Genomic DNA, 26773 nt, shown 5'->3' with positions numbered 1-26773 from the left:
TTAATAAAATATATTAAAATGTCAGACGATAAGAAGGTCATTTTTTCAATGAATAAGGTTTCAAAAACCTATCAAAGTACTAATAAACAAGTTTTAAAAGATATTTATTTGAGCTTTTTCTACGGAGCTAAAATTGGTATTTTAGGTTTAAACGGATCAGGTAAATCTACCTTATTAAAAATAATTGCAGGAGTAGAAAAAAATTTTCAAGGTGATGTTACTTTTTCGCCAGGGTATAAAGTTGGTTATTTAGAGCAAGAACCAAAATTAGACGAAACCAAAACAGTTATTGAAATAGTTAAAGAAGGTGTTGCTGAAACTGTTGCAATTTTAGAAGAATACAACAAAATCAACGATATGTTTGGTTTAGAAGAAGTGTATTCTGATGCTGATAAAATGGATAAGTTAATGGCACAACAAGCAGAACTTCAAGATAAAATTGATGCTTCTAATGCTTGGGAACTTGATACTAAATTAGAAATTGCTATGGATGCTTTACGTACTCCAGATGGTGATACTCCAATTAAAAACTTATCAGGAGGGGAACGTAGAAGAGTTGCTTTATGTAGATTATTATTACAAGAGCCAGAAATTTTATTATTAGATGAGCCTACCAATCATTTGGATGCCGAATCTGTACACTGGTTAGAGCATCATTTAGCACAATATAAAGGAACTGTAATTGCTGTAACGCACGATAGATATTTCTTAGATAATGTTGCTGGTTGGATTTTAGAATTAGATAGAGGTGAAGGAATCCCTTGGAAAGGAAATTATTCTTCTTGGTTAGACCAAAAATCAAACAGATTAGCACAAGAAAGTAAAACAGCTTCTAAGCGTCAAAAAACATTAGAACGAGAGTTAGATTGGGTACGTCAAGGAGCTAAAGGTCGTCAAACAAAGCAAAAAGCACGTTTGAAGAACTATGAAAAGTTAATGAGTCAAGACCAAAAACAAACTGATGAAAAGTTAGAAATTTATATTCCTAATGGTCCTCGTTTAGGAACCAATGTGATTGAAGCGAGTGGTGTTTCAAAAGCTTTTGGAGATAAATTATTATATGATAACTTAGAATTTAATCTTCCGCAAGCGGGAATTGTTGGAATTATCGGACCAAACGGTGCTGGTAAAACGACTATTTTCAAAATGATTATGGGAGAAGAGACTCCTGATGCAGGAAGTTTTAAAGTAGGTGAAACTGCAAAAATTGCATATGTAGATCAGGCACATTCTAATATTGATCCTGATAAATCTATTTGGGAGAATTTCTCTGAAGGTCAAGATTTAGTAATGATGGGAGGGAAGCAAGTAAATTCTCGTGCATATTTAAGTCGTTTTAACTTTGGTGGAAGCGAACAAAATAAAAAAGTTTCAACACTTTCTGGAGGTGAGCGTAACCGTTTGCATTTAGCAATGACTTTAAAAGAGGAAGGAAACGTATTGTTATTAGATGAACCAACTAATGATTTAGATGTAAATACATTAAGAGCCTTAGAGGAAGGTTTAGAAAACTTTGCAGGTTGTGCTGTAGTTATTAGTCACGATAGATGGTTTTTAGATAGAATTTGTACACATATTTTAGCTTTTGAAGGAAATAGTGAGGTCTATTTCTTTGAAGGTGGTTTTTCTGAATATGAAGAAAACAAAAAGAAGCGTTTAGGTGGTGATTTAATGCCAAAACGAATTAAATACAGAAAATTAATTAGATAATTTTAATTAATATTTTTTCATAAAAAAACTCGAAGCTTTATAGCTTCGAGTTTTTTTATGAAAAAAATGAGCATCAAATAAATGTATTTTTATATTCTAATAACTAATAAGCATGTTTTTGTACAAAACAGTAGTAATACTATATCGTAATTATTTTTACTAAATCTAATATAGTTTTTTAGAGGTCAGTAGTTAGTTGTATATAATTTGTTTGTGACTAACTCTTTTTTTTTCGACCATTTTAGTTATTAAGTTATTGAATATTGTAGCTTTACTTTGTGAACGATTAATTCTAAAACAAAATTCATTAAAGTATCTATTAATATTAAAATCGCTTACCCAAGTATAAGTAGTTCTTATCCATGATTTTACTTAATGAATCATTGTGTTAAGTACTTTAAAATTCATACCTCCATTACTTTCTATTTGTGTAATATTATAAGTTTTTGCAATTGGTCTGTAACCTCTCCATTTATCGGTTACCACCTTAGCTTCTCTACTAATATGATTCACAAAAATATATTGAAGAGAACTCACTGAAAAATCTTCAATTCTCATTGCATACATTCTTTTTACTTTTTCCATCATCAGTTAGTACAACTGCAGTAATAGTCTTCTTCTTCTTTGCATTATAACTTCTATCAACTTTCTTTTTTTTTGCGTCCACCAAGCACAAATTAATCGACATGAACAATACCTGTCATAGGACTATTTCCACTACTCTGCATAGCCTCTCTAATTTTAAGCATGAATAAACGAGCTGTCTTTTCGGTAACACTAAAACGAACTTAAACGTAGCTTGCTGAAAGACTTTTTGTACTTGTACTCATTTCAAGAACAATAAAAAATGCTTTTCTAACTCCAAATTTCACCTTATGAAAAAGTGTCTTTGATGTTGCTGATTCTTGAAGAGAACTAATATTGCATGTTCGAGAAAAATCCTTTCTTATTTGAGCTTTTTTATGACGACATTTAATACATTTAAAATAATCTTTCCATTTAATAGCAGCTAAATAACCTTTGCAATCTAAATATGTTTTAAACTGATCAGCAAACTCAAGCAGGTTTTGACCTTTAAAAATAATTATACTAATTTTAAAGATATGAATTTAAATATTGACCTCTATAGTTGTTAATTGATTAAAAAAAATCTCCAAGAACAATTGTTCTTGGAGATAAAATATAATTTATATTTTTTTAGTTATTAAAATCCGTCACCTGGTATTGTAGGATTTGGATCAAATCCTGTACCTGGATTTTCAGGAGCACTTTGTGCTTGTGCCTTTTGAGGATTTAAAATCATATAAGTACCAATTGCTGTTAAGGCTGTGTACTTACCGTATTTACCTATTTTTTTTAAGGCATCTTTACGGCTAATATTTGTACCCTTAGGCATATTTTGTTTTTCCATTTTATTTTTCTTAATTATTTAAGATAATTTTTTTGTTTACTTTTTTAGCTCCACTTGTTACATTAACAATATAAACACCTGAAGATACTTTAGGTAAGTTTATAACTGTATTTCCGTTAGCATTAAAAGTTTTAGCCATTACTTGCTTACCTATAGCAGAGTACATAACTATTGAATTGTTATCAGCTTGTAAACCTGTAACGGTTAACTGGTTTTTAGCAGATTGGTATACAGATACAGTATTTAAAACATCAGCATCACCGTTAACTCTATTAGAAGTTGTATGAATAAAGAACTGATCTTCACTATTTGCATTTTTACTTAAAACTACAGTATAGTTTTCTTTAGATAAGTTAACAAACTCACCGTTTTCAGTATCTTCAATATAAACTTGTACATTATTTGGTAAGTTAAAAGATTCAGCAGAAAAAACAACAGTTTCTCCAGCATTAGCTTTTATCCCAACAGGTACTATAGTAGTTTCTAAATCTTTAATAGGTAAAGACTGTACAGCATAATCAGTATTATTTTCTTTATTAACTAATTTAGTAAATACACTAAAGTTATTTTTAGCTCCTTTAAAAACACTACCATCATAACCATTATCAAAACCAGTTGTAACACCACTTAAATAGTATAACTTAGTTGTTTTAGCATCTCCATTATTAGAAGTAACCGTTAAGTTTACTTGAGTTTTAGAGTTTGCTTGCTTTTGAAAAGTACCAGCAGTATGTGATTGATTATTTTTATCAAAAGTTACATTAGTATTTGCAGCAGCACTTATAAAGAAAGCTTGACCTGGAGCAATTTGAAAAGAATCATCAATATTAGCTAATTTTAACTCATAACTACCAGTTGCTTGATTCCATAACCATACTGTAGCTTCAGATACTACATTGTTCAAAGGGTTAGCGTTAAAAAACTCACCTAAGTTAATGTAAGAGGTATAAGGATTTCCTATTAAGTTATAGTTATTAACATCAGTTGTAACAGGAAGTATAACATTTGTTGAATTAGTACTACCTGTAAATATAAGATCATCTGCAACTTTTAATTTTACAGAATATCCTTTACCTGAAGTAATATTTACAGTAGCATTAGACATTTGGTAATCCCAAGCTGTTCCATCATTCATGTATGGTGCTATACCAATAGTTCCACTAGAGCTTGCAGCAAATATGTTATTTGATACCATATTAGCTAACGTTTCATTATTTAACGGAGATGCTATTAAGTACCAATTACTAGTAGCTAAGTTTCTTTTATAAGTAACAGCAGCTGTTAATGTGCTATTAGTAATTAAAGTAGCTCCTGATTCAATAACAACTGTATTTACAGTAGTAGGAGTATTTATAGTAGGAAACTGATTTAAGTTTGCAGGTATAATAATATCACTAGTACTTGTAGGTACTGTATTACTACTCCAGTTACTTGCATTGTTCCAGTTATTATCAATAGCTCCAGTCCATGTAATATTAGTAGGTGTTGGGCTAGGTATAACTAAACTACCAGCAGTAATAGGGCTTTCAGGTTTAGTATAAAAAGCATATTCTGAAATAGTATATCCTGTTCCATTAGCATCTACACTAACTTTAAGCCATCCTAATACAGTATTACCATTATACATAGATTCGAATCCTATATATCCTGTAGTTGCATTCCAATCAGTATGAGTTGAAGTATATAAATCTAATTGGTCAGGGTAATCTCCAGGAGCGGTAAAATTATCTTCTGCAGAAATTAATTCACCACTTCCAATTAAAGCAATATTTAATGAGTTAGGGTTTGTAACAAATCGTTTACCATATGTTTCAACTTTTAAATGATTAGCTGCAAAAATCCATGCACCAAAATCATTAAATCCTGCATCTAATTCAGCAATACTAAACCATTGCCATTCTAATGCACTATCTACAGAAGCATTAAGAACACCAGTTATTATAGTATATGGATCAAGGAAATTTAAATCAAAACTATTTGTTTTATTTACAATATCATTATAACCATTATTAAAGGCAGCACTTGTAAAAGTTACATCGTAAGTTGTAGAGTTAGCTTGTGCGTGATTAGTAGCAGAACCGCTAATAGATAAAGTAACTTCTTTATCACCTACATAGTTAACTTGAACAGTATAGTTATTAGGCATTGTTGTAGTATAATCTACACCTTCTACAAATGTTTTATTAGAAAACACAGCAGCTCCAGAAACGTTTATTGTTGTTGTAAAATTAATACCACCAGTATTTTCAGTAGTTTCAGTAATTACATTAGACCCAATAAGTATTTCAGAAGCATTAGCATCCATTAAAGTTTGCCCTGTTTTAATATCTCCATTAGGTTCAGTTGAAAAAGCATATTCGTAAACAGTAAGCGTTTCACCATCAGAAGATACACCAGCTTTCATCCATCCATGAACAGTCTCACCATTATGATCAGTTGTAAAACCAATATAACCAATTTGTCCTTGCCAAGCTGTATAGCCATCATATTTAACATCTAATTGATCAGGGTAATCACCTGGAGCAGTAAAATTACTAGCTGTAGATACTAATACATTTTCATCTAAAAGAGTAATATCTCTAGTTCCTGCATTGGTAACTAATTTTTTACCATATGTTTCTATTTTTAAATGACCTTGTACATATGCCCAAGTACCATAAGTATTATCACCATTAATAAGAGTTAAATTTAAATTATCCCATGGATTAGCAGTACTAGCTGAAATATCAGTAATATTATCATAAATAATTTCGAAAGGACTATAGAATTTAAAATCTAAACCTACAGAGCTACAAGATAAAGATTGTCCACCACTAAAAGCAGAAGAGTTGAAACCTAAATTAATAGTTTCATTATCTGTATCTAAATGATTAGCAGCAGTACCTGTTATTGTTAATTCAGCAGTAGTTAAAGAGGTTATTTGCATTGTAGCACTTAACCCTTGTGGTAATGTTAAAGTATAATCTGTATTTTGAGTAAGAGTACCAGAAGAAGTGTAAAAATCAACTCCGTTTAAAGTTACTGTTACTGTTTGGTTAAAACTACCATTGTTAGCTACAGATTCTTTAATAATAGTATTATCAACAGCTAAAGAAGAACCGGTGTTGTTAACACCTGTAGCTGTTAAGTTAGCAGGTTGCCATAATGTAACACGAGCAGGGTGTTGTAACGCAGCTAACATACGATCAGTTTGCCCTTTGGTAAACATTCTGTAACAACCATCAGCTGCTCCATTATATCCCATATAGTTTTCATAGTTAACATAATTTCCTTCACAGTTTGTAACTGGAGCACAATTAGCACCTACAACATCAGCATCTTCAGCAGGTGTATCATCAACCTCATCGTTAGGGTATGTACAACCTCCTTCAAAAGTATGTATTAAGTTAAAAAAGTGACCAAATTCATGTGTAAATACTGAAGCGAATTCTTTTCCGGTATTTGCATGTAAATAAGCACCATTATACACTACTCTTGCTGTTCCTTGATCAGACATTGAAGAGTTTGGGTACCAAGCTACTCCTGAGTTAGTTGTAGAGCCATCACCATATAAATCAGCTTGAATATATACATTCATGTACTTATAGTTGTCCCAAGCATCAACAGCAATAGCAGCATCAGAATAAACACCACCGTAACCAGCTTTGTCTGCATAAAAAACAACACCATTGGTACAGTTTCCATTAGGGTCTAATTTTGCTAATTTAAACTCAATGTCTAAAGTACTTTTTCTAGCATTAAAATAAGGGTCAACATCACCAAAGTCATCATTTAAACCTTGAAAATCAAGATTAAGTTTATCAATAGCTTCTTCAACTTTAGCAGCAGTAACTGTAGCACCATTTTGAGTTGCTCCATATACGTGGACAACTACAGGAATAGTATAAGTTGCGGGTAATTGACGTTTTTGAGTTTTTGATAACTCTCTAGAGTATTTGTTAAATTCAATATACTCTTTTCTTGCTTCAGGATTGTTTTTGAAGACAAGTTCATTTTGTTCACTTGCTTTACAAGCGTGTTCTAATTGTGAATAAATTTTGGAATGTAAAGCTGAAACCAAAATCAACAGGACAATAGTAAATTTGTTTCTCATTTTGATGTTTTACGAATCACTTTAAAAGTAATTCAGGGTTAATTTTATATTAATTTGGGTTAAATGTAGTGTTTATTATTTAATTACCAAAATATTAGCGTCTATTTTATTGTATGTGTATGTATGTGTTGTTATTTTTAATAATTATTTATGTTTTTATAAAGTACTGTACTGTATTGATATTTTGTTTATTTTAAGTGTTAAATTACTGTAAAAATAATATGGTATATACAATAAAACCCCATCAATATTGATGGGGTTTTATTATATATAAAGTTGTTATTATAATAAATTTCTATAAATGAATCACTTCATCATAAGCATCAGCAACAGCTTCCATAACTGCTTCACTCATTGTTGGGTGAGGGTGAATTGTTTTTAAAACTTCATGACCAGTAGTTTCTAATTTTCTACCTAAAACAGCTTCAGCAATCATATCGGTAACACCTGCACCAATCATATGACAACCTAACCATTCACCATATTTTGCATCAAAAATTACTTTTACAAAACCATCGGTAGTTCCGGCAGCAGTCGCTTTTCCAGAGGCAGAAAATGGAAACTTACCAACTTTTAAATCGTAACCAGCTTCTTTTGCTTGTTTTTCTGTCATTCCAACAGATGCAATTTCAGGAGTTGCATACGTACAACCAGGAATATTTCCATAGTCGATAGCTTCAGTATGTAAACCAGCTAATTTTTCAACTAAAGTAATTCCTTCAGCAGAAGCAACGTGTGCTAAAGCTGGTCCAGGAGTTACATCACCAATAGCAAAATAACCAGGGATATTTGTTTGATAAAAATCGTTTACTAAAATTTTATCTCTATCAGTAATAATTCCAACATCTTCTAAACCGATGTTTTCGATATTTGTTTTAATTCCAACAGCTGATAATAAAATATCTGCTTCTAAAACAACTTCACCTTTTTTCGTTTTAACGGTAGCTTTTACGCCATCGCCAGAAGTATCAACAGTTTCAACAGATGAACTTGTCATTACTTTAATACCCGATTTTTTGAAAGAACGCTCCATTTGTTTCGAAACATCAATATCTTCAACAGGTACAATGTTTGGCATAAATTCAACAATAGTAACGTCTGTTCCCATTGAATTATAAAAATGTGCAAACTCAACACCAATAGCACCTGAACCTACAACAATCATAGATTTTGGTTGACTAGGTAAGCTCATTGCCTGACGATAACCAATTACTTTTTTACCATCTTGAGGTAAATTTGGCAACACTCTAGAACGTGCTCCAGTTGCGATAATAATAGTATCAGCAGAATATTCTGTTACAGAACCATCTTTAGCAGTAACATCAACTTTTTTACCAGTTTTAATTTTACCAAAACCGTCAATAATGTCAATTTTATTCTTTTTCATTAAAAACTGAACACCTTTGCTCATTCCTTCAGCAACACCACGACTACGTTTAATAACAGCATCAAAGTCTTTGTCAATGGCTTCAGCTTTTAAACCATATTGGTCAACATGTTTTAAATAATCATAAACTTGAGCAGATTTTAACAATGCTTTTGTAGGAATACATCCCCAGTTTAAGCAAATTCCACCTAAATTTTCCTTTTCAATTACGGCAGTTTTAAATCCTAATTGCGATGCTCTAATAGCAGTTACATAACCTCCAGGACCACTTCCGATTATTAATACGTCGTATTTCATGTCGTTAATTTTTTACTTATTGTTTCTTTATATTATATATTTTTGTCACTTCGAGTGATTTTATTTTCAAAATCGTATCGAGAAGTTGGGCGTTCGAGCGGGCTTTCACTACTCGCTTTTTTTAAATATGAAAAATATTTAAAAAAGAGCTCAAACACGCCGTTCAATCCCTAACGCGAATTTTCGTTTTTTCAACACTATTTATTTTTCAATTTTTGAATTTTAGTTCTTTTATCAAAAAATAAATAGGGCAGAAGCTACATTTTATTACATTCTTTCAGGAACTTCAATTCCTAATAAAGCAAATGCAGATTTAATAGTATCGGCAACTTTTTTAGATAACTGAACTCTGAATACTTTCTTGTCTTCGTTTTCTTCTCCTAAAATATGTACATTCTGATAAAAAGAATTGAATTCTTTTACCAATTCGTACGTATAGTTAGCAATTACGGCAGGCGAATAATTGTTAGCGGCTTGCTGAATTACTTCAGGATATAATTCTAATTGTTTAATTAATTCTTTTTCTTTTGCGTGTAACTCAATTGAAACAGCGTTTGAATAATCAAAGTCAGCTTTTCTTAAAATAGATTGAATTCTAGCATATGTATATTGAATAAAAGGTCCTGTATTTCCTTGAAAATCTACAGAAGCTTTCGGGTCGAATAAAATTCTCTTTTTCGGATCAACTTTTAAGATGAAATATTTTAAAGCTCCTAAACCAATAACTCTATATAATTCTTCTTTTTCTTGATCAGAATACCCTTCTAATTTCCCTAATTGTTGAGAAATAGTACGAGCCGTATCGGTCATTTCATCCATTAAATCATCAGCATCAACAACAGTTCCCTCACGAGATTTCATTTTTCCAGAAGGTAAATCTACCATTCCATAACTTAAATGATGTAATTGTTCAGCCCAAGAATATCCTAATTTCTTTAAAATTAAGAACAAAACTTTAAAGTGATAATCTTGTTCGTTACCAACTGTGTAAACCATTCCGCCAACATCGGGCATATCTTTTGCACGTTGAATAGCAGTTCCAATATCTTGAGTCATATAAACTGATGTTCCATCTGAACGTAAAACCAGTTTTTCATCTAAACCATCTTCAGATAAATCACACCAAACAGAACCATCTTCTTTTTTGAAAAAAACACCACTTTCTAAACCTTCATCAACAGTATCTTTTCCTAATAAATAAGTATTGCTTTCGTAGTATAATTTATCAAAATCAACCCCGATTGCTTTATAAGTAATATCAAAACCTTTGTAAACCCAAGAATTCATTTCTTTCCAAAGTGTTACAACTTGTTCATCACCATCTTCCCATTTACGAAGCATTTCTTGAGCTTCAATAAATAAAGGTGCTTGTTTTTTAGCATCATCTTCAGAAATACCTGAAGCAATTAAAGTTGCTATTTCTTTTTTATATTCTTGGTCGAATTTTACGTAATAGTTTCCTACTAATTTATCGCCTTTTAAACCTGTGTTTTCTGGAGTTTCTCCGTTTCCGAATTTTTCCCAAGCCAACATTGACTTACAAATATGTATTCCTCTATCATTAATGATTTGAGTTTTGTACACTTTTTTACCAGATGCTTTTAAAATTTCAGCAACTGAATATCCTAATAACACATTACGAACGTGTCCTAAGTGTAAAGGTTTATTTGTGTTAGGTGATGAGTATTCTACCATACGAGATGAATGATCTACTGAAGGTGTAACAAATCCGTAAGAAGTATTTGTAGCTATTTGATTGAAAAAACTTGTATAAAAACTATCATCAATTACTAAGTTCAAAAAACCTTTTACTACGTTGTAGTTAGTAATTTCGGCAACATTTTCAATAAGGTATTTTCCTATGTCTTGGCCAATTTGAATAGGGTTTCCTTTTTTATACCTTAAAAGTGGAAAAACCACTACTGTGATATCTCCTTCAAAATCTTTACGGGTTGCTTGAAATTCTACACTAGGAATTTCAATATTATATAAGGTTAAAAATCCTTCTTTTACTTTGGCTTCTATTAAGGTTTGTACGCTCATTAGTTGTTGAAAATTGAGCAACAAAATTACATAATTTATTTGGATGATATTTAAAGTGAAACGAACAATTTGTTTTTAGGTTTTGTTCGTTCTGTAATTAATGTTTACTACTTGTATTTTGTTAGGTTAAAAAAAATACCCCATAATTTAAAATAAATTATGGGGTATTGATTTGTTAAGTAATAGTATTGTTTATTTTCTTAATAAACTAAAGTTACCTGTTTTTTGTTTTTTATTTACATACTCAATTAAATACCAATAATCTGTAGAAGGCATTTTTTGACCATTATAATAACCATCCCAATAATTATTTATAGGAGTAAGTAGTTTAATTAACTTACCGTATCGATCGTATATATTAATATATGTAAAAGGTATTAAAGAACTATCTACTTCCCAAACATCATTATAACCATCTTCGTTAGGAGTAAAGAATAAAGGCATCTCGGTACAAATATCAATAGATACAGTTGTTGTATTTGTTTTTGTTTCAATAGTTCCGCTACAGTTTACAGCGGTTACAGAAACAGTATAATTACCAGCCATATCAAGAGTAGCATTTGAAATTTGTATATCTCTTGTGTTAGCAGTAAATCCGTTAGGCCCTGTCCATTCGTATGTTGCGCCGATAATTTCATTAGCTATAATTGATATTGTTTCATTGTAACAAGTACTTATTCGAGTAGGTATAGTTACTAAAAACTCTTTATTTACAGTAACACTAGTTGTACTTGTTATTGTTTCAATATTACCAACACAACTCGTTTTAGTAACAGCTACAATATAATCACCACTCATTTCATGAGTAGCGTTTGTTATTTGAATTTCTCTAGTATTAGCGGTAAATCCATTAGGCCCTGTCCATCTATAAGTTGCATCAGTAACAAAATTAGTATTAAGTAATAATGTTCCTGTTTCACAAATTTGAATAGGAGTAGGGTTTTGATTAATGGTAAATGAGTTTTGATTAACAGTAACACTAGTTATGTTTGTTTTGGTTTCGTTAATTCCAAAACAGTTTAATACTGTAACAGACACTTCATAATCACCAGCCATCTGAAGAGTTACATTTGGTATTTGAATTTCTCTAGTATTAGCGGTAAATCCATTAGGCCCTGTCCAACTATAAGTTGCACCAGTAATATTGGTGGCACTTATATTTAAAGTTGAAGTTTCACAAATTGTAATAGGTGTTGTAGGAGCAAGGGTAAATGAGTTCTCATTTACAGTTACTGAAATTGTAATAGGCTCTCCACACTGATTAGCTACATTAGGTGTAAAAGTATAGTCTGTGTTACCTACAATACTGGTGTTAATATTTGTAGCCGACCAAGTTCCATCAATTCCGTTGTCTGACGTGGTTGGTAGTGCCGTTACTATTGCACCTTCACAATAAGTTGTATCAAAAGTAAATATTGGTGTTGCTATTGTATTTACAGTTATTAAAACTGTTATAGGTTCACCACATTGATTAGCTGTATTAGGTGTAAATACATAATTTGTAGCTCCTGATGTATTGGTATTAATAGTTGGACTATTCCAAGTACCTGTAATTCCGTTGTCAGAAGTTATAGGTAATACATCTGCTGTATCGCCTTCACAGTATGTAGTGTTAAAGCTAAAAGCAGGTGTTACTGTTGCATTAACAGTTACAGAAACTGTAGCTACCTCACCACATTGACTAGCTGTATCAGATGTAAACATATAATCTGTAGTACCTGTTGTATTGGTGTCAATACCTGCAGTATTCCAAGTACCTGTAATTCCGTTGTCAGAAGTTATAGGTAATGCATCTGCAGTTGTTCCTTCACAGTATGTAGTGTTAAAGCTAAAAGCAGGTGTTACTGTTGCATTAATAGTTACAGAAACTGTAGCTACTTCACCACATTGACTAGCAGTATTAGGTGTAAACACATAATCTGTAGCTCCTGTTATATTGGTGTCAATAGTTGCAGTATTCCAAGTACCTGTAATTCCGTTGTCAGAAATTATAGGTAATGCATCTGCAGTTGTTCCTTCACAGTATGTAGTGTTAAAGCTAAAGGCAGGTGTTACTGTTGCGTTAACAGTTATAGAAACTGTAGCTACTTCACCACATTGACTAGCTGTATTAGGTGTAAACACATAATTTGTAGCTCCTGTTGTATTGGTGTCAATAGTTGTAGTATTCCAAGTACCTGTAATTCCGTTGTCAGAAGTTATAGGTAATGCATCTGCAGTTGTTCCTTCACAGTATGTAGTGTTAAAGCTAAAAGCAGGTGTTACTGTTGCATTAATAGTTACAGAAACTGTAGCTACTTCACCACATTGACTAGCAGTATTAGGTGTAAACACATAATCTGTAGCTCCTGTTATATTGGTGTCAATAGTTGCAGTATTCCAAGTACCTGTAATTCCGTTGTCAGAAATTATAGGTAATGCATCTGCAGTTGTTCCTTCACAGTATGTAGTGTTAAAGCTAAAAGCAGGTGTTACTGTTGTATTAACAGTTACAGAAACCGTAGCTACTTCACCACATTGACTAGCAGTATCAGGTGTAAATACATAATCTGTAGCTCCTGTTGTATTGGTGTCAATAGTTGCAACATTCCAAGTACCATCAATTCCATTATCCGAAGTTGTAGGTAATGCGTTAGCAGTAGCAGATTGACAGTATGTAGTTGTAAAACTAAACATAGGAGTAACAGTTGCATTAACTGTTACAGAAACTGTTGTAGGTTCACCACATTGATTCGGAACATTAGGCGTAAATACATAATTAGTATTTCCAATTGCATTTGTATTAACACTAGCAACATTCCAAGTACCATCAATTCCGTTATCCGAAGTTGTAGGTAATGCATTAGCTGTAGCAGCTTGACAGTATGTAGTTGTAAAACTAAATGTAGGAGTAACAGTTGCATTAACTGTTACAGAAACTGTTGTAGGTTCACCACATTGATTCGCAACATTAGGTGTAAATACATAATTAGTATTTCCAATTGCATTTGTATCAATACTAGCAACATTCCAAGTACCATCAATTCCGTTATCCGAAGTTGTAGGTAATGCATTAGCTGTAGTAGCTTGACAGTATGTAGTTGTAAAACTAAATGTAGGAGTTACAGTTGCATTAACCGTTACTGAAACTGTTAATGGGTCAGCACATTCTGTTCCTGCTGGAGTAAATACATAATCTGTAGTACCTGTTGTATTGGTGTCAATAGTTGCAACATTCCAAGTACCATCAATTCCATTATCAGAAGTTGTAGGTAATGTATTAGCTGTAGTAGCTTGACAGTATGTAGTTGTAAAACTAAATGTAGGAGTAGCTTTATTTGTAATATTAACAGTTACTGTTAATGGGTCAGCACATTCAGTTGCTGCTGGCGTAAATACGTAATCAGTATCACCAATAGTAGTTGTACTAATTGTAGCTGGTGCCCAAGTACCTGTAATACCATTATTATCAGTATTAGGTAAAGCATTTGCAGTAGCATCTTCACAATAAGAAGTTGTTAAAGTAAATACTGGAGTAGCTTTATTTGTAATATTAACAGTTATGGTTAATGGGTCAGCACATTCAGTTCCTGCTGGAGTAAATGTATAATCAGTATCACCAATAGTAGTTGTACTAATTGTAGCTGGTGCCCAAGTACCTGTAATACCATTATTATCAGCAGTAGGTAAAGTGTTTGCAGTAGCATCTTCACAATAAGAAGTTGTTAAAGTAAATACCGGAGTCGCTTTATTTGTAATAGTAACAGTAATAGTTAATGGGTCAGCAGTTTCTGTTGGAGCTGGAGTAAATGTATAATCAGTATCGCCAATAGTAGTTGTACTAATTGTAGCTGGTGCCCAAGTACCTGTAATACCACTATTATCAGAAGTAGGTAAAGAATCAGGAATAGCATCTTCACAATAAGAAGTAGTTACACTAAATATAGGAGTTGATTTACTTGCAATATTAACAGTTAAAGTTAATGGGTCAGCACATTCTGTTCCTGCTGGTGTAAATACATAATCAGTATCACCAATAGTAGTTGTACTAATTGTAGCTGGTGCCCAAGTACCTGTAATACCATTATCATCAGTATTAGGTAAAGTATCTGGAGTATCATTTTCGTGATAAGAAGTAGTTACACTAAATACCGGAGTCGCTTTATTACTAATACTTATATTTACTGTTAACGGGTCAGCACATTCAGTTCCTGCTGGCGTAAATGTATAATCAGTATTACCAATAGTAGTTGTACTAATTGTAGCTGGTGCCCAAGTACCTGTAATACCATTATTATCAGTATTAGGTAAAGCATTTGCAGTAGCATCTTCACAATAAGAAGTTGTTAAAGTAAATACCGGAGTCGCTTTATTTGTAATAGTAACACTTACCGTTAAAGGGTCAGCACATTCAGTTGCTGCTGGTGTAAATACATAATCAGTATTACCAATAGTAGTTGTACTAATTGTAGCTGGTGCCCAAGTACCTGTAATACCATTATTATCAGTATTAGGTAAAACATTTGCAGTAGCATCTTCACAGTAAGAAGTTGTTAAAGTAAATACTGGAGTAGCTTTATTTGTAATATTTACAGTTACCGTTAATGGGGCAGCAGCTTCTGTTGGAGCTGGCGTAAATACATAGTCAGTATCACCAATAGTAGTTGTACTAATTGTAGCTGGTGCCCAAGTACCTGTAATACCATTATTATCAGTATTAGGTAAAGCATTTGCAGTAGCATCTTCACAATAAGAAGTTGTTAAAGTAAATACTGGAGTCGCTTTATCTGTAATAGTAACAGTTATTGTTAATGGATCAGCACATTCAGTTGCTGCTGGCGTAAATGTATAATCAGTATCACCAATAGTAGTTGTACTAATTGTAGCTGGTGCCCAAGTACCTGTAATACCATTATTATCAGTATTAGGTAGAATATCTGCAATATCATCTTCGTTATAAGAAGTTGCTACACTAAATACCGGAGTCGCTTTATTTGTAATATTTACAGTTACCGTTAATGGGTCAGCAGCTTCTGTTGGAGCTGGCGTAAATACATAATCAGTATTACCAATAGTAGTTGTACTAATTGTAGCTGGTGCCCAAGTACCTGTAATACCATTATTATCAGTATTAGGTAAAGCATTTGCAGTAGCATCTTCACAATAAGAAGTTGTTAAAGTAAATACCGGAGTAGCTTTATCTGTAATAGTAACAGTTATTGTTAATGGATCAGCACATTCAGTTGCTGCTGGCGTAAATGTATAATCAGTATCACCAATAGTAGTTGTACTAATTGTAGCTGGTGCCCAAGTACCTGTAATACCATTATTATCAGTATTAGGTAGAATATCTGCAGTATCATTTTCGTTATAAGAAGTTGCTACACTAAATACCGGAGTCGCTTTATTCGTAATAGTAACCGTTACCATTAATGGGTCAGCACATTCAGTTCCTGCTGGTGTAAATGTATAATCAGTATTACCAATAGTAGTTGTACTAATTGTAGCTGGTGCCCAAGTACCTGTAATACCATTATTATCAGTATTAGGTAAAGCATTTGCAGTAGCATCTTCACAATAAGAAGTTGTTAAAGTAAATACCGGAGTAGCTTTATTTGTAATAGTAACAGTAATAGTTAATGGATCAGCAGCTTCTGTTGGAGCTGGCGTAAATACATAATCAGTATTACCAATAGTAGTTGTACTAATTGTAGCTGGTGCCCAAGTACCTGTAATACCATTATTATCAGTATTAGGTAACGCATTTGCAGTAGCATCTTCACAATAAGAAGTTGTTAAAGTAAATACTGGAGTCGCTTTATCTGTAATAGTAACAGTTATTGTTAATGGATCAGCACATTCAGTTGCTGCTGGCGTAAATGTATAATCAGTATCACCAATAGTAGTTGTACTAATTGTAGCTGGTGCCCAAGTACCTGTAATACCATTATTATCAGTATTAGGTAGAATATCTGCAATATCATCTTCGTTATAAGAAGTTGCTACACTAAATACCGGAGTCGCTTTATTTGTAATATTTACAGTTACCGTTAATGGGTCAGCACATTCAGTTCCTGCTGGCGTAAATGTATAATCAGTATTACCAATAGTAGTTGTACTAATTGTAGCTGGTGCCCAAGTACCTGTAATACCATTATTATCAGTATTAGGTAAAGCATTTGCAGTAGCATCTTCACAATAAGAAGTTGTTAAAGTAAATACCGGAGTCGCTTTATTTGTAATAGTAACCGTTACCGTTAATGGGTTAGCACATTCAGTTGCTGCTGGCGTAAATACATAATCAGTATCACCAATAGCAGTTGTACTAATTGTAGCTGGTGCCCAAGTACCTGTAATACCATTATCTGATGTTGTAGATAAAGCATCAGCAGTATCACCTTCACAATAAGAGTTATTTACAGTAAAAGTAGGAGTTGTTTTGTTTGTAACAGTAACTACTACATCAGCAGTATCAGTAACATCTGTTACTCCATCACAATCTTTAGCGGTAATGGTAACAGTATAAGTTCCATCATGTACCGTTTGTGCATCTGTTGTAACTTGTGGGTTTTTAGCTGTTGAAGTAAAACCATTTGGTCCTGTCCAAGAATATGTAGCTGTAGTAGTGTCTATAGTACCTGCAATTACTACATCTAAATCTATAGCATCATTTTGACATACTGTTTGATTAGCCGTTAACGGATTAATAGTTAACGAACTTTCTACAGTTAATGTTCCTGTTCTAACAATTGTATAGCCAAAAAACTCTATGGTAAGTTCATATGTACCAGCATCAGTTGGAGCTACTGAAGCTATAGTATAATCTTTATCTGTAGAAACAACACTTCCGTTAGGATGTTTCCAACTGTAAGTAACTCTAGAGTCAGTATCTAAAATATCAGGGTAGTTATTGCTAACATTAAATTTACCTTCTTGTCCTTCACAAAGTACTCCAGGCATGGTATCGGTAAATGTAATATCACCAAAATTATCAGTGTTAAATAAGAACATTTGTACTCCAGATAAACCACTACCAAAAGTAATGTTTCTAAAGTCTATTTTTTTAACAAGTGTTGTTCCGTCTTGTCCGTTTGTAAAGTTTGTATCATCAACAAATATAGCGTGAACTTTACCTGGTTTAGAGTATCTACGGTCTGTTCTACCAGCTTGTCGATTTCCTACAGCTGGTACAGATGCCCAAATTCTATCTGCCTGAAAAGCCCCATTATTTATAATAATTTCAGCCTCTTCATCAGCAGTTTGTGCTACTGCATCATCTTTTTGTTCTACAAACATTTTTCCTGTTACAGGTGTATCTGCATTATTACGAACACCTGCGTAAATACCATCTTTATTAATAAAATCATCACCATGTAAACGGTAATATTTTCCAGTAATAGGACCTCCTTGTGGGTCATTAAAAGAAATATTATAGGTATAAAGCCCTGTTTCTGTTAAATCATATACAACTTGATTGTTAGGGTCGGGTAGTGCTAAACCTCTAAACCAACTAGAGTCATAAATACCTCCTGTATTGTTAAAATAATTGGCACTAGTTGTGTAAAAAGGGTGTCCATCTATACCTGTGGTAGTACCTGGTCCATTATTAAAATCAGGTCCTGTATTTGGTCCTTGGTAAGGTCCTCTCCATGTTCCACCTCCTGATTTATCATTTCGTACATTTATAGATTGTATTAAAGTACCATCATAATTATTAATTTCAACAGTTCCACTTAAGTTGTTTAGCTGATGAAACCAACGTTCTATCATATTTCCATTTGCATCAAAAACATCCCAACCCCATTCATTTGCGTTTGGTAAGTTTTGTGTTTCTATAACATGTAACCTATTATCATGTCCCATGTTTCTTATGTCATCCGCTCCATGAAAACTAAGCATGTGTACTTTTTTACCTGGAGTTACTACACAGTCAAAAACATATTGGTCATTAATCCAGTCTGTAGTATTTTCTCTTTCTACCTCTGGTAATACGCTTTGTATAATATCAACTATTAATGCTCTACTTGGCACTAAATCATGGTCAGCATTTAATCTGTTGTAGTATTCTGTGTTAAAGTTCTTAAAAAAGTCAGGGTCTTCTATGTACATTTTATAAAACGCACCAGAACTAGTTCCGTATCTTTCCCAGTGTGCTCCTGTACCAATATCTGAAGAAAAGAAATCAGTAGTACTTAATTGCTCGTGATTTTGAAAATCATAATCCCAATCAAAAGGCATCCCTCTAGAGTGCCCCCAGTGACGATTTAAATCATCTTCATTAAAAAAATTAGGGTATCTTTCAATAATTTCATCCATAACAATAAGTGCAATAGACTCTGCCATTCCTTCTTCAAAACCACTAAGCGTAGGCTCATAATGCCACTCATCATTCATAGATAAAGTAATGTTATCTCTCCATCCATGAATAAGCTCATGTATCATTAAACGTGGTTGATCCATATCACCCTGTCCGTTGTCTCCATAACTAGAAGCTATACGGTTTGGGCCATTATAAAATGTATTGGTACCTACTGCTAAGGCATCATTTACAATATTTAAAGTATGGCTACGTGGTGGTGCTCCAAAAATTTCTTCTATAATTGGTATTGCTATATCATATAAAGGACGCATATTATCGGCTTGCCATTGAGCAAAAGGACCTGCACCATTTACTCCGTAATTAGTTTCTATATTAACTGTAACGGCAGTACCAGCCTGCCCAAGTTCTTCCCAGTTAAATTGTAAAGGACCTAATACTCTTGTAGGTGCAAATTGCCAATTATCTTCACCTCTAAGGTGAATATAAAAATCGGTACCTTCTGCAATAACACCTTCATCTGGAGTTCCTGCATATGCACTATTTGCAGCTTCTCTTTGTAGTTCTACTAAACTATACCCCCAAGTAGTTTTTTGCTGCCCTCCTAATCCTTGGTCATATCTAAGGTTTCTACTTTGAGGGGAGTTCGGATCTGGGCTAGTACCAATAGAAAAACTTTGAAAAGAACCAGTAGTCCAGTTTACAGCAACACTATGGATACTTTCAACAGTAGCAACTACATTAGTAGCTCTTTGTGCTGTTTTTGAACGTGAAGTTTTTGCCTGAACCTTATCTCTTTCAGTATAAGCTTTTGTTTTGTAGTTTTTAGGAACTGGACTACATGATTTGGGTATGTACCGTTCTTCTTGATTAAGACCGATAGGGTCGTTATTTTGAGCCATAAGAGGCATCATTGCAAAGAATGCATAAAAAATAAAAACGAGATGTTTCTTGGACAGCATAAATGTATTATGTTTTAGTTTTTACAGTTAAATATTGTTTTAAACAAGGGGGGAGGGTAAAAAAATATTATTCTGTAATGTTAACAGGTTAATAAAGTATTGTTAAAAATTAATTTTACTTTTTAAGTCAATAAAGGTATGTTAAAAATGATAAATATTCAACATTTTTACCTTTTTTTATGTTTTTTCGTAAAATAGACCTTTTGATTATACTGTATGTATAATAGTTTATTTATTGTTTTTCCTATTTAGGAATGGTGTTTTTTACTAATGTTTACAAGGGTTTTTGTTTTTTTAATTGTGTTTAGAATTTATAAAATGCTGTTTTTAGTTTTTTTGTAAAATATCTTTTTTACAATAAGATATTTTTATAGTTGAGGGTTAAAAATTAACATTTTATTATTAATTATTTGTTTATTTGGTGCATTTATTTTAAAATTATTGTTTTAAGAATTGGCTATTTGATATTTAAACTGATTTTAATAAATTATATACCTACTTTTGTAGTATGGATAAAGATTTAGAGAACTTAGAGAAGTTAGCCAAAGATGTAGAGCGAGAGAATAAAAAATATTTTGCAACAATAAAAAAAAGAACTCCTAAAAATTTGGATGTTGTTATGCAGGATTTGCATGATAAGGAGTTTGCTAAAACGGATTGTTTAGATTGTGGTAATTGTTGTAAAACTACAAGCCCTATTTTTACAGATAAGGATATTGAGCGTATTGCTAAACATTTAAAAATGAAGGTACGTGCTTTTGAAGAGCAGTATTTAGAGCGTGATGAGGATGATTTTATGGTGTTAAAAACGGCTCCTTGTTCATTTTTAGATGAGCGTGATAACTCGTGTTTTATTTATCATGTTCGTCCGAAGGCGTGTTCGGAGTATCCGCATACGAATCGTAAAAAGTTTATTCAGGTTGCTGATTTAACTATTGCTAATACTGCTATTTGTCCTGCTACTTATAGAATTGTAGAGGAGCTTAAAAAGCGTTTGCCTGTTAGGTCAAACGAAAAAATTAAAAGGTTAGGGTAGTAGTTGTATATTGGTGCTTTATTAATATAGTATTTACCGTTTATAGTGTCATAATTTATTTGATGTTATAAACGGTTTTTTTTGTTATTACCTAAATATTATAAATAGGCTTAGCCCCGATTGTAGCGTTTGTTTGAGCTCCTCGCAGAGAGCGAGTGCGAAAAGCGGGAAATGGCTACTTATTATTTTTTGTTTTTAGGGTTATTGATTTTAAAAATAACAGGAGTTATGCTCTAACCATCTGCCTTTTCGTTTTAGGTCAAAATCAACATGTAGTATAATTTCATGGGTGTTAAAATTATTAGCTATTGTGTTTAATTTTTTATCATAAGCGTATCCAATACGATATTTTTGATTAATAATTAAGGCAAATAGAATGCTTGCGGCGTCATTATAACGGTATGATAGCCCTGCTTCTAAGTAGTTTTTATAAAGAAAATTTGTGTTAATGTCTATAGAAAGGGGTAGGGTGTTTGTGTGTTTTATTATTGTTGATGGTTTGCATATAAGAGTTTCGGATAGTTGAAAACGTATACCTGCTGTGGCAAAATAATTGATGTTATTTGATAGTTTACTGGTGTTGCCGTTTTGTTGTATTAAAAATTGCTTGCTTTGTAATAGGTGGGGTGCCGATAGGCCTATAAAGTAGTTTTTATTATAAAAGTATGCTCCAAAACCTATGTTTGGGGTGTTGCCGTTTGTGTTGTTATAGGTATCATTGTCTGGCGTTATGCCTTGGGCTAGCTTGTTATTAAAGTAGGTGAGGCCTCCTTTTAACCCGAAGGCAAGCCTTGAGTGTATAGAGGTTATTATAGTGTAGGATGCGTCTACATTAATATTGGTGCTTTCTGTAAGGCCTAGCTTATCGTTAATAATGGTTGCTCCTATACCTATACCGCTGTTTGTTCTTCCGTTTATAGATAGGGTATTGGTTGTAGGGGCTCCTGTAACTCCTACCCATTGTTGCCTTGTTAGTAATGATATGTTTAAATCGGATCTAGCACCAACGGCTGCTGGGTTTAATACCTGCATATTATATAGGTATTGTGTGTAATGTGGTACTTGTTGTGCTATACAAACTAGGCTGTAACAAGTTATTAATACGCTTAAAAATAGTTTTTTTGTTTGTATCATCTTGTAAGTTGTATAAAGTTTGTTTTTGCTTTTGTTTTACCGTCGTTAAAATTTAAGGTGTAGTAGTATACGCCTGCGGGTACGGGTTTGCCTTTGTGGTTTCCGTTCCACCAAAGTGGTGTTGTGCTACCGTTATTGCTGTAGTTGTATATTTCGCTTCCCCAGCGGTCGTATATTATTAGTTTAAAGTTAGGAAACTCTTCAATGCCTGCTATTTTAAATACATCGCTTTTTCCATCGCCATTGGGTGAGAATAGGTTTGGAATATCGTCATCTTTAATGGTACCTGTGCTAATTATTGTGGCGTTTGTGCTTGTTATGGTTGTTTGTAATACCATTGTTTCGGTATTTTCATTTATGTTATCGTTTGTGGTGGGTATAGTTATGGTTATTGAATTGGTATAGGCTGGTATTGTATTAGAGGTACGTGTTGTTTGATAGTCTAATGATCCGGTTGTGGTATTGTCAAAGGTTTCAACACTTAGGTTTATAGGTTGGTAGTTTAGCATAGGTTCTAAATTTGCATTTAAAAGCTTAATTGTAAATACTAAATTGTCACCTTCGGTAACTGTTGGATTGTTTATTTGTATTATAGGTGTTGGGTCAATGTCAATAATACTAGCTATTTTGTTTAGGTCTTGACTGCTTACGTTATTGCTGGTTACGGTACCTGTTACGTTTAAGTTTTCAGTGTCAGGTTCGTTTAGGTTGTCAATTATTGTAGGTATGGTAAATGAAACTTGTGTATTGGTATTATTAGGGTTTTCAGTTCCTTGAATGGTAAGGTTTTTTGTTGTGCTAGTATAGTCATTAGGACTTATAGCTTGGTTGTTGGTTGTTTTTACAGTTATATTTATTGGAGTTGATGATGGGTGGCTAATGCTTATGGTGTGTGCTAAATTTGTACCTTCATTTGCTGTAGCGTTATTCATGGTAATTAGTGGTGCAAGATCATTGTTTATAATTGTTCCAACTGCTGATATAGAGTTGTTTATAGTGTTTTGTGAGGTTATTATGCCATTTATGGTAAAAAGTTCATTGAGTTCATAAATAGTATCATCTAGGGTAGGTATGGCAAATTGTGCTGTTTCTTGATAAGCAGGAATATTTATAGTAGTGTTGCTAACTTGGTTATAGTCATAAGGGGCGTTAGCTACTGTGTATTGAGTTGTTGTAGTTGTACCGTTAGTAGTGTTTAGGTTAATGCTTATTGGTGATGCGCTTTGTACTAATATAGCGTTGTTGTTTTTGGTAACTAATGAAATTGTAAAAATTATATTTTCAGATTCGTTTGCAGCAGCATTATTTATAAGTACTACTATGGCTATAATTTCTCTCCAATCTTTTTCAGGAGTATCAGTATTATCAACGTTAGGAAAAAAAGTAGGTGTTTGATTATTTGTTGGGTTTACACTATTGTTGTTAGTGTCAAAAGCATCGTCTAAGCCATCATTATCAGTGTCTAAGTTTAGGGCTGTTGTTTCAGGAATGCCATCATTATTTAAATCCCAAGCTTCAATATAATCATTTCTAATATCATTGTCTGAATTATTATCAATGTAATCGGGTATAAAATCGCCATCAGTATCTACAGTAACTATTCCGTTGCTATAAGCAGTATCTATACCTGCTAAAGTGTATGTGTTATTTGGAGCTGTGTAGTTGGAAGTGGTTTGTGCTTCAATGTTATCAACAATACCATCATCATCAGCATCAATATCTATAAAATTAGGGTTTCCGTTATTGTCAGTATTGATAATAATATAGTTAATGTTGGTGGTGGTGGTGTCATTAATTTCGACACTATTATCTAGTCCATTTATACCTACATTGTTATTGGTAGTTCCGTTTAAATTAGTGTCTAAAAGAGCGTTTCCAGCTTCTACAATATCAAAAATTCCATCGTTATCACTGTCTAAATCAAAATGATTAGGAACACCGTCGTTGTCAAAATCAAAAATATCAACAATTCCATCATTATTAGCATCGGTACCAAAATCGATATCTCTATAATTAGGAATAAAATCATTATCATGATCGGCAACAGGGTTTAGGCCGTTGTATTCGTCAATATCTCTAATGGTATCGTTGTCGTTATCAATATCAAAATTATTAGTAATAGTATCATTATCTGTATCTGTAGTGGCGTTAATATTTATAGATGCTGTAGCATTTATAGTATTATTCAAGGGGTCTGTGGTTAATAAATTAGAAGTGCTAATACCAGTGCAATTTTCATTAAAAAGTACAGAAAACTCTATAGTAATACTTTGGTTTGTTTCTAAGATACCAGAGGTGCCGTTAAAAAAGTTAACATCGCTAGTTCCGTTATAAGTGGTGTTTATTATAGGAGGAATTGTTGCGGTAGAGTTTTCAATAATAGGGGTGCTTACTGAAATGATATTACCGCTACATATAGTGTTTAAACTATTTTGTAGTTGTAAGTTTTGAAGTTGAATAGCTTTACTGGTATTGGTTATGGTAACTTGAAAAGTAAGTTGCTCGTGTTCTAAAATACCATTTGGAGCAGTGTTTGTATTGGAAATAATTTTATCAACATTTGAAGATGCTTGAAAGGAAAAACTCATGTTAGAGGTACTACATGTACATTGTAATGAGGATGATGCGGTTTCTGTAGCCGTACTTGTAGGGTAATAACGGTCTAAATGATTTCCAAGACTATCTGACCAGTTGACGAAAGAAAAATTACGGGTATTTGTAGCAGTTGTTTCGTCATAACTGTCTAAAGAACCTTGTGTTTGAGATTGACCTATTTGGCTAAAATAATTAGTATTGGTGTTAGAAATAGGTTCAATTAAGTAAAATATATTTAAAATAATTGTTTCACCTGGTTGTAATGAGTTGTTGGTGTTTAATAAAAGCGGACTTGTGTTTCCGTTATAATTAGTGTTTATAGTTACTGGAGGGCCTGAAATTTGAGAAACTACTAGTTGATCAAAAATAATTCCGTTATCTAAAAAACTACCTAAGCCCATATTGTAATTAACATTGGTAGCAGTTGCTGTTCCTTCATTAGTAATAATAACGCTATTAGTATAATCAAAGGTTCCGTTTGAATTAACTAAAGGATTTGTTTCAGGAATAAATAAAGCAGCTGTAACTACAGCTTGCGTGGTGTGAAAATCGGTAAGTAAAAGGTTATTAGTTGCATTACCAATAGAAGAAGTGATGTTTAAGGTTGTGTTAAAATCTATTCCACTACCTGAAGGTGTTGGGTTTGGACGTCCGTTACAAAATGGGTTAACGGTAACGCAAAAACTTATATTTACTGACTGTCTAGGGTATAGAATAGCATTATTTATAGTGTTACTGCTAAATATAGAGGCAGATGTGGCATTTAAAAAATCAGGGTTTATTGTAGCGTCATTAAATTCTAACGGATAAGGGTTATTTATATAATCTGTTGTTTGAGAGGTGTTTATGTTTATGTCGTCAATTTCTGTAACACAACCAGTACCAAAGGTTGCTTGCAGGTTGTTGGTTAAATCAATATTATTTATAAGGTTTGAGGCATGATAGTCTCTCGCGGTACTGCTATTTCTAAATGTAATATTATATGAAATTTTGTATTCGCCATTAGCTGTATATCCTTGATTACAGCTTTCTAACCTTGTTATTTCAATTAAATCTGTAATATTTTCAACGGTTAAAAGTAAGTTAGCAGTAGTTGTATAGGTACCATCAAAAAGAGTGTAAGTAATTACACTTACATTTCCTGTATAATTAGGAGTAGGGTTAAAGTTATAGCTACCATTTGAATTTATAGTAATAGTACCTTCGGTAAAAGTAGCCGTTTCTCCTGCATTATAATTAACACTATTGATACTAAATTGGGTAACTGTTAAAGGGGTGTTATCTAAATCAGTATCGTTAATTAATACACCAGGGGCATTTACAGCCAAAACAGTATTAATTTCTGCTGTATCGTAATTATCAATAGCTATTGGTTGGTTTAGGTTTTCAATAGCTATTTGTAGGTTTGCACTAGTTGAAAAAGTACCATTAGAAACTGTGTAGTTAATAACACTAGTATTTCCTGTATAATTAGTACTAGGAATATATATATAACTACCATTTGAATTTAATGTAATATTACCTTCAGTAAAGGTTGCGGTTTCTCCTGCTGTATAATTAATACTATTAATACTAAAAGAGGTTATGGTTAAAGTGTTGTTATTTGCATCGGTATCATTATTTAGTACTCCAGGTTCATTAACCAATAAGCTAGTATTTATATTAGTAGTATTGCTATCGTTTAAAGCGTTGGGTGTTGTTTGTGCTACACTAAATTGAGAAAGTAGAGTATTTAAAAACAGTATTAAGTAAAATTTCTTTATCATAGTTTTGGGGGTAAAAAAAATACTTTATCAAATTAAGTATTTA

9 protein-coding genes and 1 pseudogene are annotated in these 26773 nt (G+C 32.7%); 2 read left to right on the top strand and 8 right to left on the bottom strand.

What is annotated here, in order from left to right:
- Positions 1-18 precede the first annotated feature (18 nt).
- Complete coding sequence (gene ettA, locus ACN5J4_RS03130; protein ID WP_418650713.1) at positions 19-1710, top strand: energy-dependent translational throttle protein EttA; 1692 nt, start codon at positions 19-21, stop codon at positions 1708-1710.
- Positions 1711-1902: 192 nt separating this feature from the next.
- Here the strand turns inward: ettA and ACN5J4_RS03125 are convergent.
- The 6 genes and pseudogenes from ACN5J4_RS03125 to ACN5J4_RS03100 all read right to left on the bottom strand — a co-directional run bounded on the left by ACN5J4_RS03125 (position 1903) and on the right by ACN5J4_RS03100 (position 20139).
- A pseudogene (locus tag ACN5J4_RS03125) lies at positions 1903-2798 on the bottom strand (IS1595 family transposase).
- 116 nt (positions 2799-2914) lie between these two features.
- A complete protein-coding gene (locus ACN5J4_RS03120) occupies positions 2915-3121 on the bottom strand; it encodes a hypothetical protein (RefSeq protein ID WP_418650712.1) in 207 nt (68 codons plus the stop codon).
- A gap of 10 nt (positions 3122-3131) precedes the next feature.
- Positions 3132-7214, bottom strand: a complete 4083-nt coding sequence (locus ACN5J4_RS03115) for a M43 family zinc metalloprotease (protein WP_418650711.1) — start codon at positions 7212-7214, stop codon at positions 3132-3134.
- A gap of 295 nt (positions 7215-7509) precedes the next feature.
- Positions 7510-8898 carry a dihydrolipoyl dehydrogenase gene (lpdA, locus tag ACN5J4_RS03110; RefSeq protein ID WP_418650710.1) on the bottom strand — a complete coding sequence of 463 codons (1389 nt, stop codon included), beginning with the start codon at positions 8896-8898 and terminating at the stop codon, positions 7510-7512.
- Positions 8899-9165: 267 nt separating this feature from the next.
- A complete protein-coding gene (gene argS / locus ACN5J4_RS03105) occupies positions 9166-10941 on the bottom strand; it encodes an arginine--tRNA ligase (protein WP_418650709.1) in 1776 nt (591 codons plus the stop codon).
- A 192-nt stretch (positions 10942-11133) separates the two neighbouring features.
- On the bottom strand, positions 11134-20139 hold the full coding sequence (locus ACN5J4_RS03100) for a T9SS type B sorting domain-containing protein (protein ID WP_418650708.1): 9006 nt from the start codon (positions 20137-20139) through the stop codon (positions 11134-11136).
- A 568-nt stretch (positions 20140-20707) separates the two neighbouring features.
- Here ACN5J4_RS03100 and ACN5J4_RS03095 point away from each other — a divergent pair.
- On the top strand, positions 20708-21235 hold the full coding sequence (locus ACN5J4_RS03095) for a YkgJ family cysteine cluster protein (protein WP_418650707.1): 528 nt from the start codon (positions 20708-20710) through the stop codon (positions 21233-21235).
- Between the two features lie 210 nt (positions 21236-21445).
- On the opposite strand, the gene ACN5J4_RS03090 is transcribed toward ACN5J4_RS03095, so the two are convergent.
- Together ACN5J4_RS03090 and ACN5J4_RS03085 are read right to left on the bottom strand one after the other, a co-directional pair.
- Positions 21446-22369 carry a type IX secretion system membrane protein PorP/SprF gene (locus ACN5J4_RS03090; RefSeq protein WP_418650706.1) on the bottom strand — a complete coding sequence of 308 codons (924 nt, stop codon included), beginning with the start codon at positions 22367-22369 and terminating at the stop codon, positions 21446-21448.
- The gene (locus tag ACN5J4_RS03085; protein ID WP_418650705.1) at positions 22366-26730 is read right to left on the bottom strand and encodes a gliding motility-associated C-terminal domain-containing protein; all 4365 of its coding nucleotides are present in this window, start codon (positions 26728-26730) and stop codon (positions 22366-22368) included. The genes ACN5J4_RS03090 and ACN5J4_RS03085 overlap by 4 nt, the downstream gene beginning before the upstream one ends.
- Between the last annotated feature and the right edge of the window lie 43 nt (positions 26731-26773).

It is taken from the genome of Tenacibaculum aestuariivivum, assembly GCF_964507685.1.
GTDB classification, from domain to species: Bacteria; Bacteroidota; Bacteroidia; order Flavobacteriales; family Flavobacteriaceae; genus Polaribacter; species Polaribacter aestuariivivum.
This window is presented reverse-complemented; position numbering and strand designations above follow the sequence as displayed.

Bases quoted from the DNA above. Each gene is read 5' to 3' on its own strand.
- ettA (WP_418650713.1), top strand. From the start codon at position 19: ATGTCAGACGATAAGAAGGTCATTTTTTCAATGAATAAGGTTTCAAAA.
- ACN5J4_RS03120 (WP_418650712.1), bottom strand. From the start codon at position 3,121: ATGGAAAAACAAAATATGCCTAAGGGTACAAATATTAGCCGTAAAGAT.
- ACN5J4_RS03115 (WP_418650711.1), bottom strand. From the start codon at position 7,214: ATGAGAAACAAATTTACTATTGTCCTGTTGATTTTGGTTTCAGCTTTA.
- lpdA (WP_418650710.1), bottom strand. From the start codon at position 8,898: ATGAAATACGACGTATTAATAATCGGAAGTGGTCCTGGAGGTTATGTA.
- argS (WP_418650709.1), bottom strand. From the start codon at position 10,941: ATGAGCGTACAAACCTTAATAGAAGCCAAAGTAAAAGAAGGATTTTTA.
- ACN5J4_RS03100 (WP_418650708.1), bottom strand. From the start codon at position 20,139: ATGGCTCAAAATAACGACCCTATCGGTCTTAATCAAGAAGAACGGTAC.
- ACN5J4_RS03095 (WP_418650707.1), top strand. From the start codon at position 20,708: ATGGATAAAGATTTAGAGAACTTAGAGAAGTTAGCCAAAGATGTAGAG.
- ACN5J4_RS03090 (WP_418650706.1), bottom strand. From the start codon at position 22,369: ATGATACAAACAAAAAAACTATTTTTAAGCGTATTAATAACTTGTTAC.
- ACN5J4_RS03085 (WP_418650705.1), bottom strand. From the start codon at position 26,730: ATGATAAAGAAATTTTACTTAATACTGTTTTTAAATACTCTACTTTCT.